Consider the following 15,143-nt stretch of genomic DNA (forward strand, 5'->3'; position numbering starts at 1 on the left):
CTGATATTTTTTGACACGCTAAAATAGACTAAATCCTTACCATATAGGGTTTTTAAAATTTCGCTTACCTTCTTCTACTCAAGACAGTTCCACATTATAAATTATCACAAATCAAAGTATAAAAATCCATCTTTATCATTCCCTACACTCTATCTCCTATTTCCTATGTTCAAGATAGACACCCATCAAGTCCGTCAAAAAATACATGAAAATCCTTGTAATTTCAACTTTCTGGCTTCTGTATCCTTTTGATCTTGCTCAGCTTTAATCAAATGTATAAGCTTTTACATTTTGTATTTTTAATTCCTCTGTAACATCCATTTGTTGTTGCGATCGCCTTTGTTTATGCAGCATATTGCTAATTAAATCTATTTCAGGTAATATTACTTTATCGTCAATATTTCGTCAGAAATCTTAAAAACATGTGATATAATGCAAACTTACATCCTTTACTCAGAGTATTGATTTAAGTCTGCAATTACTACTGAGTAGGATCAGCATAACTATTGCTAGAAAAAGCCTTGATGGGAAGGAAGATGATATCTATAGAGTTTTTGAAAAGACAAGTATGCAGCTTAATTTAGTTCCACCATCAGGACTAGCAAAATTCGACATAAGGCATAGTATGTTTGCCCGGGCTTGAAAATATTTAGTTTTGTGCGATCGCATTTTTTAGGGCAAATGTGCTAATAATTACCTGCATAGGTGAAACATGAGAATTGCTCAAATTTCTCCTTTATGGGAGCGTGTTCCCCCCTTTCGTTACGGCGGTACCGAACTAATTGTCAAATTAGTTACGGATGAATTAGTTCGGCGCGGTCATCAAGTCACTTTATTTGCTTCTGGTGACTCAATTACTAAAGCAAAGCTTCACTCCGTTCATAACAAGGCTTTACGGCTTGACCCCAACATCAAAGAGGCAAACATTTACGAGCAGATGTTGCTGAGTGAGGTTTACCAAAACGCGCATCATTTCGATATCATTCACTCTCACATTGGTTATCCCGTTCTTCCTTACACAAGTTTTACCAAAACACCCACAGTGCATACGATGCACGGGATTTTCACACCCGATAACGAAAAAATGTATCGCCGCTATGCTAAACAGCCCTTCATCAGCATTAGCGAAGCACAGCGAGAACCGCGTTTGGGTCTAAACTATATCCACACTGTCTACAACGGTATAGACACAGCCGTCTATCCCTTCTTTGGCGAACCTGCACAACCTGCTTACCTCGCCTTTGTAGGCCGAATTTCTCCGGAAAAAGGGCCAACACAAGCAATTAAAGTCGCTCTTGCTAGTGGGCTGCCCTTGAAAATGGCAGGCAAAGTTGATGTGGTTGACCAGGAATTTTTTAAAGAGCAAGTCGAACCACTCATTGATGGCGAACAAATTCAGTACTTGGGTGAAATTTCCCACGAAGATAAAGTTAAACTCTTGGGTGGTGCAACTGTTACTTTGTTCCCTATCAATTGGCGAGAACCTTTTGGTCTGGTAATGATTGAGTCGATGGCAACGGGTACACCTGTAGTTGGCATGGCGTTAGGTTCAGTACCAGAAGTGATCGCCCACGGCAAAACTGGTTTCGTTTGCCACTCACTAGAACAAATGATTGAGGTTATACCAGACGCCACAAAACTAGATCGTCAAACTTGTCGAGAATACGTTGTTAGTCGCTTTAGCGTCGAAACAATGACCGATCAGTATGAAAGGGCCTACGAGATGGTACTCAACTCCCAGCTGAAATTTGCTAGCTAACAACCTAAAAGTCTGAGCAAATTTAGTTTTTACAAGTCAACCTTCTGTGGGGTGGTCGAAAAGTCCACCCCATAGATCTGGGTAAGCGAGATGCCTTAAGATGAAGAACATCTATACTATAGTTTTTGTTCTAATTAGCTGTTGTATCTAAAATAAATTACTAAAAATCGTATATACTATGTTGAATTAAAAATTAAGACAGATATTCTAGTATAAAAATTTCTATGATTTTTTAAATATTAGATAAATAAATATAAATAGTAATTCATATCAGTGCTTTTGCTTCAATTTTTATGGATATCCGTATATTAACTACAGTAATACTAAATGATTCATGAGAATTTAGTTTGTGTCTTTTCTTTGTGTCAGACCCTGCGGCAAGGCAAACAAATTACACCGCAGACGCATCTTGCACTCGCAGGGTGTAGCCCTTCTCGTCGAGTAGCTGCCTGTGGGCGTTTACATAGGTGAACTTCCAAGATCCTACTGTCTAGTCCATGTGGCTTGTTTGATAAGAAAATCCTAATACCCAAATAGGATTGTCATATATATTCAATTCAAATAAAGAGGTGAAAGTTCCTATTTTTCCCTCGTTTTCATCTGTACGAATTTTTAACTATACAATTATAAAGATTTGATGATGTGCCTTTGATGCTTCTCCTCCTATTATCTAAATGTGATTATTATTTATCTTTGGTTACATAATTCCAAAGATTTTTCCAGAGCGTCTTTTTTCCTGTTGACGCGAAACTAACAAAGAAGAAAATATAGACTTGTACACGGAATACTGGCTGATGACACCGGATACACTGACGACACCGGAAAGGATTTTCCTGGACGGAAAAACTTTTGTTCCTGCGGAACTAATACCTATCTCTGAATGGCCTTGCGTTATAAGTGAAAGACCGCAGCCGACACTGACGGTTAAAGATGATGATTTATTTTTAGTTACAGATACTCTAGGTAATATCTCTGGGTGTTCGCTCAACGATGGCAACACCAGCATGGGCTTTTTTTGCGCCGATACTCGATTTTTGAGTCGATTGGAGTTGCAGGTTGATGGGCGATCGCCTGTTTTATTAAGTAGCACAGCTGACAAGGGCTTTTCACTTTCTGTTTTGTGTACAAATCCGAAAATAGACGATCGCCTCCAAGCTGACACAGTCGGAATTCGCCGAGAATTCGTGCTAAATGGGGCACTATTTGAAGAAATAGAGATATCGAATTATAGCACAAGTACAATCAACTTTGAACTCAGTATCAGCTTTGATGCCGATTTTGCCGATTTATTTGAAGTCCGGGGCTTTGACAGGCAAAAACGGGGCAGAATTTTACGCCAAGTAGAACCGACGCTTGAGGAAGGAGTCGTGGCTACAGGTGACGGCGCTTCGCCTCCACAACTCCACCTCAGCGCATCCACAGACAAAGCCTTAACGCTTGCTTATCAAGGTCTGGATGGTTTAGTGATGGAATCTCGGATCAATTTCCAGCATCGCCTACCAGACTATTTCAAGGGCTACACGGCAGTTTGGCAATTTGAGCTAGCTTCCCACGAAAAGCAAAAGCTGGGCTACCGAGTCAGTATGTTGACAAATAACAAGCCTAGTTCTACCGTTAGCGCTCCTGTTACCTTAGGTCAGGCAAAAGCCGCTGAGACAATGGAGGAGCAAAACTGGGTGCAGCAAATTACCAGCATTCGCACGGACGAAAAAGGTGTTTTCAACCGAGTGATTGAGCGTGCAGAGCAAGACATGTATTTGTTGCGCCAGTCTTTTGGCAAGCACAAAACTGTTTCTGCTGGAGTACCTTGGTTTTCCACACTATTTGGGCGGGATTCAATCATTACAGCTTCCCAAACCTTGATGTTAAATCCCCAAATTGCCAAAGAAACTCTGATTCTCTTAGCTCAATACCAAGGTAAAGTCGAGGATGATTGGCGCGAAGAGGAACCAGGTAAAATACTCCACGAGTTGCGGTTGGGCGAATTGGCTCGGTGTGGAGAAGTTCCCCACACACCTTACTACGGTACTGTGGATGCTGCTCCCCTGTGGCTGATGCTATATGCCGAGTACTATGCATGGACTCACGATTTAGAAACCCTAGAACAACTGTGGTCGAATGCACTAGCGGCTATGGATTGGATAGATCGCAACATGAAAGATACAGGCTATCTCAGCTATTACCGTAAATCAAAGCGCGGTCTTGCTAACCAAGGCTGGAAAGACTCTGGTGATTGTATTGTCAACCGTAAGGGAGAACTGGCTAACGGCCCAATTGCCCTTTGTGAAGTGCAGGGTTACGTTTATGCAGCAAAAATACGGTTAGCAGAAATTGCGAGGATGAAGAAGCGGTTAGATCTGTCAGATCGCTGGCTAGAAGAAGCAAGAAATTTGAAACTGCGTTTCAATAGAGATTTTTGGATGGAAGACCAGGATTTCTGCGCCCTGGCTTTAGATGGAGATGGCAAGCAAGTAGATAGTATTAGCTCAAATCCAGGTCACTGTCTGCATTTAGGCATTTTCACCCCAGAAAAAGCTTACAGCGTGGCAGAGCGGTTGCGTGCACCAGATATGTTTAATGGTTGGGGCATTCGTACCCTGAGTAGTTTGTCGCCAGCTTATAATCCGATGGGGTATCACATTGGTTCTGTGTGGCCCCATGATAATTCTTTGATTGCGATGGGATTGCGATCGCTCGGTTTAGTCGATCAAGCCTTGGAACTTTTTGAAGGTTTATTCGACATGACTAGAAAGCAGCCTTATCATCGTCCTCCAGAACTGTTTTGTGGCTTTGAGCGCATTAGTGATGATAGTGCGCCTGTGCAGTACCCAGTTGCCTGTACCCCCCAAGCTTGGGCTACTGGCAGTATCTTTCAATTGCTGCAAATGATGGTGAATCTAGTACCGGATGCTCCCAACAACTGCTTGCGAATTATCGACCCAGCTTTACCAGAGTCTATTCATCGTCTGTCGCTGCACAACTTGCGAGTTGGCCCTACTATCCTCGATTTAGAATTCGAGCGTTCAGGTAGCACGACAGCTTGTCGCGTCGCCAAGAAACGCGGTAATCTGCGGGTGGTTATCGAAGCCTAAAAAATGATGAATGCTGAATTATGAATTATGAATTTTTTATCATTCATAATTCATAATTCATAATTCATCTTTTAGCTTTCCTCCTGGCTTTCGCTTTTATTTCCCGGCGAAGCTTCGTAAAGAGCATCGAGTTGTTGACGGGCATCATCAACGTTGATCGAACGCATCACTAATAAAGGTTCTTTAATGATATTGCCCGAGCTATCTAACAATTCCGGATGGGGTGTTAACGACCTTCTAGATGCTGGATAGGGGTAATTACCTTGATTTGCCATTGACGAGTACCTTGCCGGATAATTTCGGTCTCTGTCAAAACTAAACATGATTAAATTGCGAATCAAGTTGGCAACAGCTATAAAGGCAAGAATGGTAAAAACAAGAATGTAAAGCAGATGTAACATCGGGTTTTCCTCCAGGGGCAGCAAATTTTAAAACTTTTGTTGCAACGATTCGCCTAGCCTGAAGCTAGAACGAAAACCTAAACCTCTGTTTGTGTGCCTATATTTGCGGTAATTATGCAGATAATGCGAATTTAAAGTTTGATAAGATACATGATTTTGTTAAGCGAGAAATGTTGTTAAGGAATTTTCTTCAATTTATATGCCGTCTTGCTGCTGCGGATTTGCGTTTTCAGTACGGAAGTGCATTGCCACCTTCCAGCATTCTGATAGCAATTGATGCCAAGGCATTAAGGTTGCCATATCAATCCCAACTTGTCCTTCCGTTACGTTAAACAGCATTGTTGCCGCGTTCACTTCTTCTTGGGCTTGCTTGACTCGTTCTAGCAAGGCAGATTGCTCCTGGCTACTTAAAAAAGAAAGTTGCTCTGTTTCCAGAAAATTACGCGATCGCGCAAACCAGTATTGAAAATCTTCCAGTAGTGGTTGCAAAACTGTTTTTAGCAACTCAGTCTCTGGTAAATTCGAGTCTCGCATAATTGACAAGCATATTTCTAACTTTCTTACTAATATTAACGCGATTTACGATTCTTAACATTTAGAAATTATCACGTTTAAGTTATAAACATTAAAAAATCTGTAACAAGAGCTACATTATTAGTATTATATATATCTATAAGAGCTTTTGTACATAACCTTGGGGCAGAGACTTTAGATATTTTTTGAGTTTGCAGGAAAAATCGAAATAGTATTAAGTAAATAATTACAGTTTAAAAAAGGTAAGATTTTTAGAATTTCTATCAAAATTAATATAGACACTTGCGTACATCACCACAACGCATGAAATGGGGCATAGGGCAATACAGTTCAGTTAAGATTTAGATCCCCCCTAGCCCCCCTTGAAAAGGTGGGAACAACAGTATTGAAGTCCCCCTTTTTAAGGGGGATAATGGGGGATCTCCAAAGATTAAATTGTGCTAACTGAACCGTATTGGGGCATAGGGCATTGGATATCGGAAATTGAGCATTGGGAATAGAGATTTAACGATTATCTTTGCCCAATACCCATTGCCCATTGCCCACCCTATAGGAAGCCCTCTTACGAGCATCTACTGCATAGAAGCTTTCTTTTCAAGATCGAGCGTTGGATGACATCGGGGTCGTTAATATATAGTCAGTCGAATAAGTTACACGCAAGCAATTACTTCGCCAATGGATCAGCCGCCAATGTCGTCTTCTGAACACCCTAATCAACCAGAACAACCTGAAAAAAAAATTTATTTGCCGCGTACAAGTGAATCTGAAAAGCTGAAAAAAATCCGCCACACAACATCCCACGTAATGGCGATGGCAGTGCAAAAGCTGTTTCCCAAGGCGCAAGTCACAATCGGCCCGTGGATTGAAAACGGCTTTTACTATGATTTTGATAATCCAGAGCCATTTACCGACAAGGATCTCAAAGCCATCAAGAAAGAGATGGATAAGATTATCAATCGCAAATTGCCTGTTATTCGAGAAGAAGTAAGCCGCGCCGAAGCAGAACGCCGGATTAAGGAGATTAACGAACCTTATAAGTTAGAAATCCTGGCAGATATCAAAGAGGAACCGATTACAATCTACCACCTGGGAAATGAATGGTGGGATTTGTGCGCCGGACCGCATCTAGAAAACACCAAAGAGTTAAACTCAAAAGCGATTGAATTAGAAAGCGTTGCTGGCGCTTACTGGCGTGGGGATGAAACCAAAGCGCAACTACAACGTATCTACGGTACTGCTTGGGAAAACCCAGAACAACTAGCAGAGTACAAGCGGCGTAAAGAAGAAGCACTGCGACGCGATCACCGTAAACTTGGTAAAGAACTGGGATTGTTTATATTTTCTGACTTAGTGGGGCCGGGATTGCCACTGTGGACACCCAAAGGAACCCTCCTACGCAGTCTTTTGGAAGATTTCCTCAAGCAAGAACAACTCAAGCGCGGTTATTTACCAGTGGTAACGCCACATATTGCCAGAGTCGACTTATTCAAGACTTCTGGACACTGGCAGAAATATAAAGAAGATATGTTCCCAATGATGGCAGAAGATGAAGAAGCCCAAGCCCAAGAAATGGGCTTTGTCCTCAAGCCAATGAATTGCCCTTTCCACATCCAAATATATAAAAGTGAGTTACGCTCCTATAGAGAATTACCGATGCGGTTAGCGGAATTTGGCACTGTCTATCGTTACGAACAATCTGGAGAATTAGGGGGTTTAACGCGGGTGCGCGGTTTCACAGTCGATGATTCGCACCTGTTCGTAACGCCAGAACAGCTAGATAGCGAATTCCTCAATGTCGTGGATTTGATTCTGTCGGTATTCAACAAACTGCAACTGAAGAACTTTAAAGCCAGACTCAGTTTCCGCGATCCAACTAGCGATAAGTACATTGGCTCCGATGAAGTTTGGGATAAAGCCGAAAATGCCATTCGCCGCGCTGTCGAACACTTGGGAATGAATTTCTTTGAAGGTGTTGGGGAAGCAGCTTTCTATGGCCCCAAACTCGACTTTATCTTCCAGGATGCTTTGGAAAGAGAGTGGCAATTGGGAACGGTGCAGGTAGATTACAACTTGCCAGAAAGATTTGATTTGGAATATGTCGCCGAAGATGGTTCTCGCAAACGTCCGGTAATGATTCACCGTGCGCCTTTTGGTTCCCTGGAAAGACTCATTGGTATCTTAATCGAAGAGTACGCGGGGGATTTCCCCTTGTGGTTAGCGCCTGTGCAAGTCAGATTACTGCCAGTTAGTGAAGTCCAGTTAGATTTTGCCAAAGAAGTAGCAGCGAAAATGAGAGCCCAAGGGATTCGTGCGGAAGTAGATACCAGTGGCGATCGCCTAGGTAAACTTATTCGCAATGCTGAAAAAGAGAAAATCCCCGTGATGGCTGTGGTAGGAGCCAAAGAAGTTGAAACTAATTCTTTGAGCATCCGCACTCGCGCAAATGGGGAGCTGGGGACTATCGCTGTTGGTGAAGTTTTAGATAAGATAAAGGAAGCAATAACTAACTTCGAGAATTTTTAACAGCATCTAGGGTGGGCAATGCCCACCCAAATAGTATTGCAATATAAATTTACTAGAAATTACATTATGAGTTCTACAAAACAAAAGATACAATCTCTTTTGAAGCAGTTACCTGATAATTGTTCAATTGAAGATGTCCAATATCATTTGTATGCCATTGAAAAAGTCCGTCGCGGTTTGGAAGTAGCCGATCATCAAGGAACAAGAATGCAAAATGAGGCCGAAGAACGATTGAACAAATGGCTTATCAAGTAGAATGGTCTCCCAAAGCATTAGAAGATGTAGAAGCAATTGCCATATATATAGCTCGTGACTCGCCTTCCTACGCTGCGACAGTAGTGAAAAAGATACTTGACACAAGTGTCAACTTAAGTAAAGCTCCTTTTTCCGGTCGCATCGTACCAGAGTTCGGCAACGATAATATCAGAGAACATTTGGCGTACAGCTATCGAATCATCTATCGCATTCAGGGAGATATTGTCACTGTTGCCGCAGTGATTTATGGAAAGAAACTGTTGGATAAATATGATTTTGAGAGCGACTGAGGAGAGGATAAATAATTTGGTATCTTCCTTAATGCCTGCTTTCCTATTCTAACGATTAGAAGTAGCACAGTGGGCGCACCCTAGTTTTTATACTGGGCAAATCGTGTTCGTTTGCATTCTGCGGAAAGCTGTTTGCGCTTCTGCAAGCAGTAAACCTGTCTCATACTAATTTGCAGTCAAAGATAGTACTTCCCTCACCCCGCCTGTCGGCACCCCTCTCCCAATTTGGGAGAGGGGAAGGGGAGAGGGCAATAATTGCTATTGCTATGTCTGAACGCAACTTGGTATAAGTAACTTGCTCTGTAACAAGGATAAACGTGCTGCCTTGCGTAAACGTGGAATCAGACCTCAGTGGCCCAAACGTGTTTGGAAGAATAGAAAAAATCGGGGTAGACCAATTAAGATTTCTGTTCCGCGCTTTCAGCAAGAACGTTGTTTCGCCTGGTATCAAAGAAAATATCGCCGTCTCGTTGTGCGATGGGAGCGAATTTCGGACTGCTTCAACGCTTTTCTTCCTTTAGCCACAATTCACATTTGGATTAACCGGATTTTATTAGTGGGATAGGTTCTAGAAATCAATTAGTTGCTCAAGCGCCTGAGGAAATAGCAGCAATCAAGAAAACAATATGATATATTCCTCTAATCAGTTTCCTTGCTGCTGGCAACTCCTTTTATTTTATTGTTGAAGATACATTAGAGCTTCACTTGTTTCTACTTGGGGAAATTCTAGATAAAAATTACTAACACTTGCGAATGGTTCCGGTGTTGCCAAAACGATTGTGCGATCGCCCCACTGACGCAACCAAGGTAGTAATTTCAGAGGTGCAACAGGCGCACATAGCCAAACCTGTCTTGGAGAATGTCTTTTGGTAGCAGCAGCAGCTACTGCCATAGTCATTCCCGTTGCAATCCCATCATCAACAATAATTACTGTTGCGCCTTCTGCATTCACCTGCGGACAAGCAAAACTTAATTCTGCTTCCAAGGATTTAGCTTGGTTAATAGCTTTATTTAAAGCTGTTTTTTGCCACTCTAAATTCTGTCTTTGGTACATTCTTCTTGGTTGAGCCCAAAGAACATTACCGCAAGCAGTTACCGCACCAATTGCTAACTCTGGATTTTCAGGATGGCTAATCTTTTTTGCTACTAATATCGTCAACGGGCAACTCAAAAGCTGTGCAACTGGTGCCGCCACCTCTAGCCCTCCTCGCGGCAAAGCATAGACGATTGGTGCTGGCTTTATCCCAGATTCATTTGCTTGCTGATTGAGAGTCTTATGGATAACTTGTGCCAGTTCCTCTCCGGCTTGAGTGCGATGGCTAAAAAGTGGGGTATGCGGCATGGTTTTTCCCCAGCATATGACAATGCCATTGCTTCGATCTTGACAGATTTTTATTGAAGTGAATTAATATTCGTATTTTGTTAAACTGGGAAAAGCTTTCATTTTTGAAAAGTTTATACACTACTTAAGTATAAGTATCTAGAAACATGCAGAAGAGTTTATAGTATTTAGTATAAACATATACAAAAAAGCACTGCTGCTGTTTTTAGCACGGACTATTTTCGACTCAATATTTTACTTAGATTTAGATAGCTTACGCTGACATTAATATTTCAAGTTTCATGAGTAACGAACATCAACTCAGCCTTTTTGAGGAATCCAACTCTGAGGAATCCAACTTTGACCAAAAAGAACTGATTCCCACGGACGCCAAAATTCCCATTCCTCCAGGGACATATGCCAATATGACTGAATTGGCACAGCATTGCAACCAGTGCCATCGTTGTTCATTGGGAGACACCCGTACTCATGCAGTTGTTGGGCGTGGGAACCTCAAAGCACCCATTATGATTGTGGGGGAAGCACCAGGTCAAAATGAAGACGAAACCGGATTACCGTTTGTCGGAAAAGCAGGACAGTTACTAGAGAAAATTTTGGCATCTGTCAAACTAGATACTGAGAAAGATGTATACATATCCAATGTCAATAAATGCCTTCACGGTGACACAAGAGTTTTCACTAAACATGGAGCCAAACGACTGAACTGGATTGTGAAAAACCACTGGGATGGTGAGGTTTTGAGTGTTGATAATGATGGTAGCCTTGTTTGGAAGAAAGTCACTGGTTGGTATAGGTCAAAACTTGCAGGTAGACCTCTTTATAAGGTGTCTTTCAAAAATGGCAAAAGTAGTAACAAAGGTGAAGTAGGCTATATTGCCACAGGCGATCATCCAGTTCTCACCCAACGAGGCTGGATTACAGTTGAAGAATTACAAGATGATGACTTAGTTGCCACTGGTACACCCGCACCTGGAGAAAGAGGCTTACAAGTATTACTAGGTTCTTTGCTAGGTGATAGTTGTATTGGTTCTAATGGTGCATATCTTGAAAATCACAGTATTCAGCAGGAAGCTTATTTAAAACTCAAAACAAGAGTTTTAAATGGTTTTCGACCACAACTGAGAGAATATCTGGCTAAAACCCAAAATGGCAATAGTCATAGAGCCATTAGTATGGGATTGGCGAAAACTTACTACCTGCACGATCTACGTCAGGAATGGTATGCCAATGGTAAAAAAGACTTTCCCTTTGCAGCGCTACAAAAGCTAGACAACTTTGGTTTAGCCATCTGGTACATGGATGATGGTTATTGGAGGAGAAAAACCAAAAATGGAAAAGTCAGACAAGATATTAATGTTGAAATCGCGTTAGGAGACGTTACAAAAGAAACTGTTGAAAAAGTTATTAATTATTTTGCAAGTCAAGGTTATCAGACCTATGCCGTTTTTAGATCTACTTGGAGACTTTGTTTCAGATATGGCGAAGGAATTAGATTTTTAGAGAATATTGCAGAATATATACCCTCTTCTATGCGGTACAAATTACCAGAGGAATTGCACAGTATTCCCTTTAATTTGGAAGCCTACCAAGAAGAAACTGTTGTAACTTACTGGAAACCAGTTAACAAAACACTATTACCACCAAAGCCAGATTCCTATCTGGTATACTGCATAGATGTTGAAGATACAGCCAACTTTGTAACACCCGCAGGCGTTGTACATAATTGCCGTCCCCCCGGCAACCGGACTCCGACACCTGAAGAAATGGCGGCTTGTAAACCCTATCTATTGGAACAAATTCGTCTGGTTGACCCCAAAATTATTCTGTTGACGGGTGCAACCGCTGTTAAAGCTTTAATCAACGATAAGCGAGGGATTACCAAAATTCGCGGAACTTGGATGGAGTGGGAAGGACGTCTGTGCATGCCGATTTTTCACCCTTCTTACTTGCTGCGTAATCAGTCTCGTGAAGTTGGTAGTCCCAAGTGGTTGATGTGGCAAGATATTCAAGCTGTGCGTGCTAAGTACGATGAAATTCTGACAGCAAAGGACTAGTAGTCTGCCAATCGAACTTTAATGGTTTGATATGGTTCGTAGTGAGCGCTTTAGCGCTCAATTAAGCACTAAAGTGCTTACTACGAACTCAGCAAACTTGGTGTGGTAGACCACTAGTATTAGGTGCGTTAGAACGCCGTCCTAACGCACCACAATGTTCAATTAACTTGACAAAGCCAAGATTCGCTTTCTATACACTTGGCAATGGGGTGTTTCGTCGTTGAACCAGACTCAGATGTATCACGATGCCATCCTTGCCAAGTATCGGCAGCCAGCTTAGAAAATTCACCCTGCACTTGAAACCAGTTAGGATTGTCTTCTCCATTCCATAGATTACACAGTAAATCTAAAACTTTCTCGGAAGTGTAATTGCTCATTTTATTCAGTTTGCTTTTGTTTGACTTAGTTAACTGATCGTCTTCCTTAAAAACCTTGCTCAGTCCTCCTTTAATGCTCAAGTTGCTAAGCTTCTTCGAGCACCTGGAAATATTGAAGAGTGCATCACACATCCGACGGTTTAAGCCTAAGTATACAGACCCCTTAAGTGCCTTTAAAAAACACTCTAAAGCGTTGGTAGGGTCATTTTGAATTAAAAGCTGATATTCTCCATTGAGTAAATAAATTTCTGAAAGAACTGCTTGGCAAAAATTATTGCTGTGACTAGTTGTTAAATCAGCTTTCGCAAGTGTCTCGGCAAAAGCTAATGCCTGTATTGCCAAATTCCCATCTCCGAGCCGAACCCAGACTCGTCCTGCTAAAGCTAGCCATCGAGCCATCCGCTGAGTTAAACCAATACGTGATGCATAATGAGCTGCTCTGAGAAAATTTTCTGCGGCTTCTTCAAGTGTATTTTTCTCATTTGAAAGATAAAACTCTATCCGCGCAGCATTCCCATAAATTTCAGATAAGGCTTGATAAACATCCAAACCAGGATCTTTGTAGCAAGAGCCTGGTTTAATTGCACCTCTAATTTTACTCTCCCATCCTTCTAATCCCAGCCACTTACTTCTGTGAGCGGGTGCAAATAAATCTGCCTCATGTCCGCAGGAAAGCTCATATAAATAGATTTCTGACTGTAGTAAAGCCTCTATAGGAACAAGTTCTTGCTTGACTTCTTGGTCTTTCTCAAGAACTTCTTTAATTTCTTGAATAAGCAGTTTTGCATTAATTATGTTGCCTTGGAAAATTGACAGCCTCAGTTCTAGTTGCTTTGCAAGGAAATAGCAGCGGTAGAAGTTGAGCCGATATGAAAAGTAAATATCCTCCTTGGTGGGAATTTTGTTTAATTCATCCCTAGCTGTATCAGCAATCCTCTTAATCTCAGCAAACTCACACTCTTTATCAAGAAACTGAAAATTCTGAAAAGCTTTCCTTGCTATATTTAATCGCTTCCTCAATTCCGAGAGAACTTTGCATACTGAACTATATTTTTCTAAGTAGAGTCTGTCATTTCTGTTCTGATCTGCTACCCATTGCCTTGCTGCACAGACGATCGCTTGCAGCATAGTGATCATCGAATCCCGGTCAACCCAAATCCCCTGATACTGTTGCTGATTTCCCAGAATTACCGTTGTTTCAACCAATGAATCAATGCTGCTATCGAGGGTTTTTGTTGATAATGTGATATTAGCTATCTGCTTTGTCAAACCCATGTGTAAGCTACAGGCACCGATAGCATTCTCCACCATTGTGTTGCTAGAGGTATATATCCATTCAAGAAGTTCACTAGGTTTGTCATCATGACTAAAGCTACAAGTTACTACCGCCATCATGACTGGATTGAGTGAATCAAGAGATTGTGTTTCCAGTTGCGTTGTTGAGCATACACCCGGAGTATTTAGATTGCGCTCTGCCCAAATACCAATATCTACGAACTTACGGTATACATCACTATATTCCTCTTTCTGATTGACAGACTGGGACAAAGTTTGCAATTCCAGCTTTTTAACTCTGATATGAAGATTAGCTGCATCTTTGGGCATTTGTTCCTTAATCACAATACTAAGGAAAAGTGCGATCGCTTCTTGCTGAGTAAAGTTTGTCTTACCTCCAGCTTTTAGTCCTTCCCAAGCGTGGTGCAGCTTATCAATTACTTCCAGTCTCAGTTTTAAGCCCAGTGTTGGCTGAGATTTCCAAAGGTTATCAATGAGATATCCTAGAGAATCATTGTCATGATACTGGCGATGTCCTCGAAAAAGTTCTTTGCTGGCAATTGCTATCTTGTTGCTTACAATTGCGAAGAACTCTTGGGTTGTAGATAGTAAATCTTCAAATTCTAGCAACTCAAGTAATGCAGCTATCTTGGCAACTTGAAAAAACCTTTCTGGGGTAACTCGAATAATGCTATAGCGGTTCTCTGGCAAGAAACCAGCAGACTCCAGTAGTTCGTCAGCTCCAATCTCTCCCAACAACTTTCGTAGTTTGTCAGGATTAGATTCTATTTCTTGTGAGTTTTTGTCACTCTCTCTTTTTGATTTTTTCTTGGATGCGCTACGATTGTGAAGATTATTGCACAGTTTGATCAATCCTTCACGGTCAACCGGCAATCGTTCCTTTCCCTTATTCAAAAAATCAATTACGACTGGTCGGCTAACACCCATTCCTTCTGAGAGTTCTACCTGCGTTGCTCCCATTTTGTCTAGGAAAAACTGAAGCATCTCGCGTAGTGCTTCTTGGTTTCCAACGCCTTCTCTGCTCATGATCTTTATTATAATTCTTAAATGTAAATCCTATTGACATTTAAACAGAAACGACATCTATTTTTTGTATTTATGTATACATAATGTCAATTATAAATCACTTTACAATTTACATGTTCAGTAAACTTACAAAAAAACTGTTTTTTTGTATTTTAAAATACAAAATCTTGCCTTTAAATATGATTTTAATATTT

At 41.3% G+C, this 15,143-nt stretch carries 11 protein-coding genes and 2 pseudogenes; 9 read left to right on the forward strand and 4 right to left on the reverse strand.

Translation table 11 applies throughout. The features are described 5' to 3' along the window. Positions 1-712: 712 nt before the first annotated feature. Together HXY43_RS02180 and HXY43_RS02185 are read left to right on the forward strand one after the other, a co-directional pair. A complete protein-coding gene (locus HXY43_RS02180) occupies positions 713-1,759 on the forward strand; it encodes a glycosyltransferase family 4 protein (protein ID WP_026733627.1) in 1,047 nt (348 codons plus the stop codon). Between the two features lie 794 nt (positions 1,760-2,553). Beyond that, entirely contained in the window at positions 2,554-4,851 is a 2,298-nt protein-coding gene (locus tag HXY43_RS02185) for an amylo-alpha-1,6-glucosidase (protein ID WP_290879360.1), read from the forward strand. 71 nt (positions 4,852-4,922) lie between these two features. Here HXY43_RS02185 and HXY43_RS02190 read toward each other — a convergent pair whose 3' ends face one another. Together HXY43_RS02190 and HXY43_RS02195 are read right to left on the reverse strand one after the other, a co-directional pair. Next, positions 4,923-5,252: a DUF2973 domain-containing protein gene (locus tag HXY43_RS02190; RefSeq protein WP_290879362.1), complete on the reverse strand. Its 330-nt coding sequence runs from the start codon at positions 5,250-5,252 to the stop codon at positions 4,923-4,925. Between the two features lie 195 nt (positions 5,253-5,447). Next, positions 5,448-5,786 (reverse strand): DUF2605 domain-containing protein, encoded by a 339-nt coding sequence (locus HXY43_RS02195; RefSeq protein ID WP_290879365.1) that lies wholly within the window; start codon positions 5,784-5,786, stop codon positions 5,448-5,450. A 675-nt stretch (positions 5,787-6,461) separates the two neighbouring features. Between HXY43_RS02195 and thrS the strand changes: the two genes are divergently transcribed. The 4 genes from thrS (at position 6,462) to HXY43_RS02215 (ending at position 9,419) form a co-directional block, all read left to right on the forward strand. Next, positions 6,462-8,309, forward strand: coding sequence for a threonine--tRNA ligase (gene thrS, locus HXY43_RS02200; RefSeq protein ID WP_290879367.1), 1,848 nt, complete (start codon positions 6,462-6,464; stop codon positions 8,307-8,309). A gap of 66 nt (positions 8,310-8,375) precedes the next feature. Further along, a complete protein-coding gene (locus HXY43_RS02205; RefSeq protein WP_367161453.1) occupies positions 8,376-8,564 on the forward strand; it encodes a hypothetical protein in 189 nt (62 codons plus the stop codon). Continuing rightward, positions 8,549-8,854 (forward strand): type II toxin-antitoxin system RelE/ParE family toxin, encoded by a 306-nt coding sequence (locus HXY43_RS02210; protein ID WP_290879371.1) that lies wholly within the window; start codon positions 8,549-8,551, stop codon positions 8,852-8,854. Before HXY43_RS02205 ends, HXY43_RS02210 begins: the two co-directional genes overlap by 16 nt. Positions 8,855-9,179: 325 nt before the next feature. After that, entirely contained in the window at positions 9,180-9,419 is a 240-nt protein-coding gene (locus tag HXY43_RS02215) for a hypothetical protein (RefSeq protein ID WP_290879374.1), read from the forward strand. A gap of 111 nt (positions 9,420-9,530) precedes the next feature. Here HXY43_RS02215 and HXY43_RS02220 read toward each other — a convergent pair whose 3' ends face one another. Further along, on the reverse strand, positions 9,531-10,196 hold the full coding sequence (locus tag HXY43_RS02220; protein ID WP_290879377.1) for a phosphoribosyltransferase: 666 nt from the start codon (positions 10,194-10,196) through the stop codon (positions 9,531-9,533). A 281-nt stretch (positions 10,197-10,477) separates the two neighbouring features. On the opposite strand from HXY43_RS02220, the pseudogene HXY43_RS02225 reads away from it, so the two are divergent. From HXY43_RS02225 to HXY43_RS02235, 3 genes and pseudogenes are all read left to right on the forward strand, one after another. Next, positions 10,478-11,086, forward strand: a pseudogene (locus HXY43_RS02225) (uracil-DNA glycosylase family protein); the annotation flags it as partial. A gap of 108 nt (positions 11,087-11,194) precedes the next feature. Continuing rightward, positions 11,195-11,608: pseudogene (locus HXY43_RS02230) on the forward strand (hypothetical protein); the annotation flags it as partial. Between the two features lie 117 nt (positions 11,609-11,725). Beyond that, positions 11,726-12,250: a uracil-DNA glycosylase gene (locus HXY43_RS02235; protein ID WP_290879437.1), complete on the forward strand. Its 525-nt coding sequence runs from the start codon at positions 11,726-11,728 to the stop codon at positions 12,248-12,250. Positions 12,251-12,408: 158 nt separating this feature from the next. Here the strand turns inward: HXY43_RS02235 and HXY43_RS02240 are convergent, their stop codons facing one another. After that, complete coding sequence (locus tag HXY43_RS02240; RefSeq protein ID WP_290879379.1) at positions 12,409-14,949, reverse strand: hypothetical protein; 2,541 nt, start codon at positions 14,947-14,949, stop codon at positions 12,409-12,411. Positions 14,950-15,143 lie beyond the last annotated feature (194 nt).

Source organism: Fischerella sp., assembly GCF_013388695.1.
Lineage (GTDB): Bacteria > Cyanobacteriota > Cyanobacteriia > Cyanobacteriales > Nostocaceae > PCC9605.

Bases quoted from the DNA above. Each gene is read 5' to 3' on its own strand.
- HXY43_RS02220 (WP_290879377.1), bottom strand. From the start codon at position 10,196: ATGCCGCATACCCCACTTTTTAGCCATCGCACTCAAGCCGGAGAGGAA.
- thrS (WP_290879367.1), top strand. From the start codon at position 6,462: ATGGATCAGCCGCCAATGTCGTCTTCTGAACACCCTAATCAACCAGAA.
- HXY43_RS02235 (WP_290879437.1), top strand. From the start codon at position 11,726: ATGCGGTACAAATTACCAGAGGAATTGCACAGTATTCCCTTTAATTTG.
- HXY43_RS02190 (WP_290879362.1), bottom strand. From the start codon at position 5,252: ATGTTACATCTGCTTTACATTCTTGTTTTTACCATTCTTGCCTTTATA.
- HXY43_RS02210 (WP_290879371.1), top strand. From the start codon at position 8,549: ATGGCTTATCAAGTAGAATGGTCTCCCAAAGCATTAGAAGATGTAGAA.
- HXY43_RS02240 (WP_290879379.1), bottom strand. From the start codon at position 14,949: ATGAGCAGAGAAGGCGTTGGAAACCAAGAAGCACTACGCGAGATGCTT.
- HXY43_RS02195 (WP_290879365.1), bottom strand. From the start codon at position 5,786: ATGCGAGACTCGAATTTACCAGAGACTGAGTTGCTAAAAACAGTTTTG.
- HXY43_RS02180 (WP_026733627.1), top strand. From the start codon at position 713: ATGAGAATTGCTCAAATTTCTCCTTTATGGGAGCGTGTTCCCCCCTTT.
- HXY43_RS02185 (WP_290879360.1), top strand. From the start codon at position 2,554: ATGACACCGGATACACTGACGACACCGGAAAGGATTTTCCTGGACGGA.
- HXY43_RS02205 (WP_367161453.1), top strand. From the start codon at position 8,376: ATGAGTTCTACAAAACAAAAGATACAATCTCTTTTGAAGCAGTTACCT.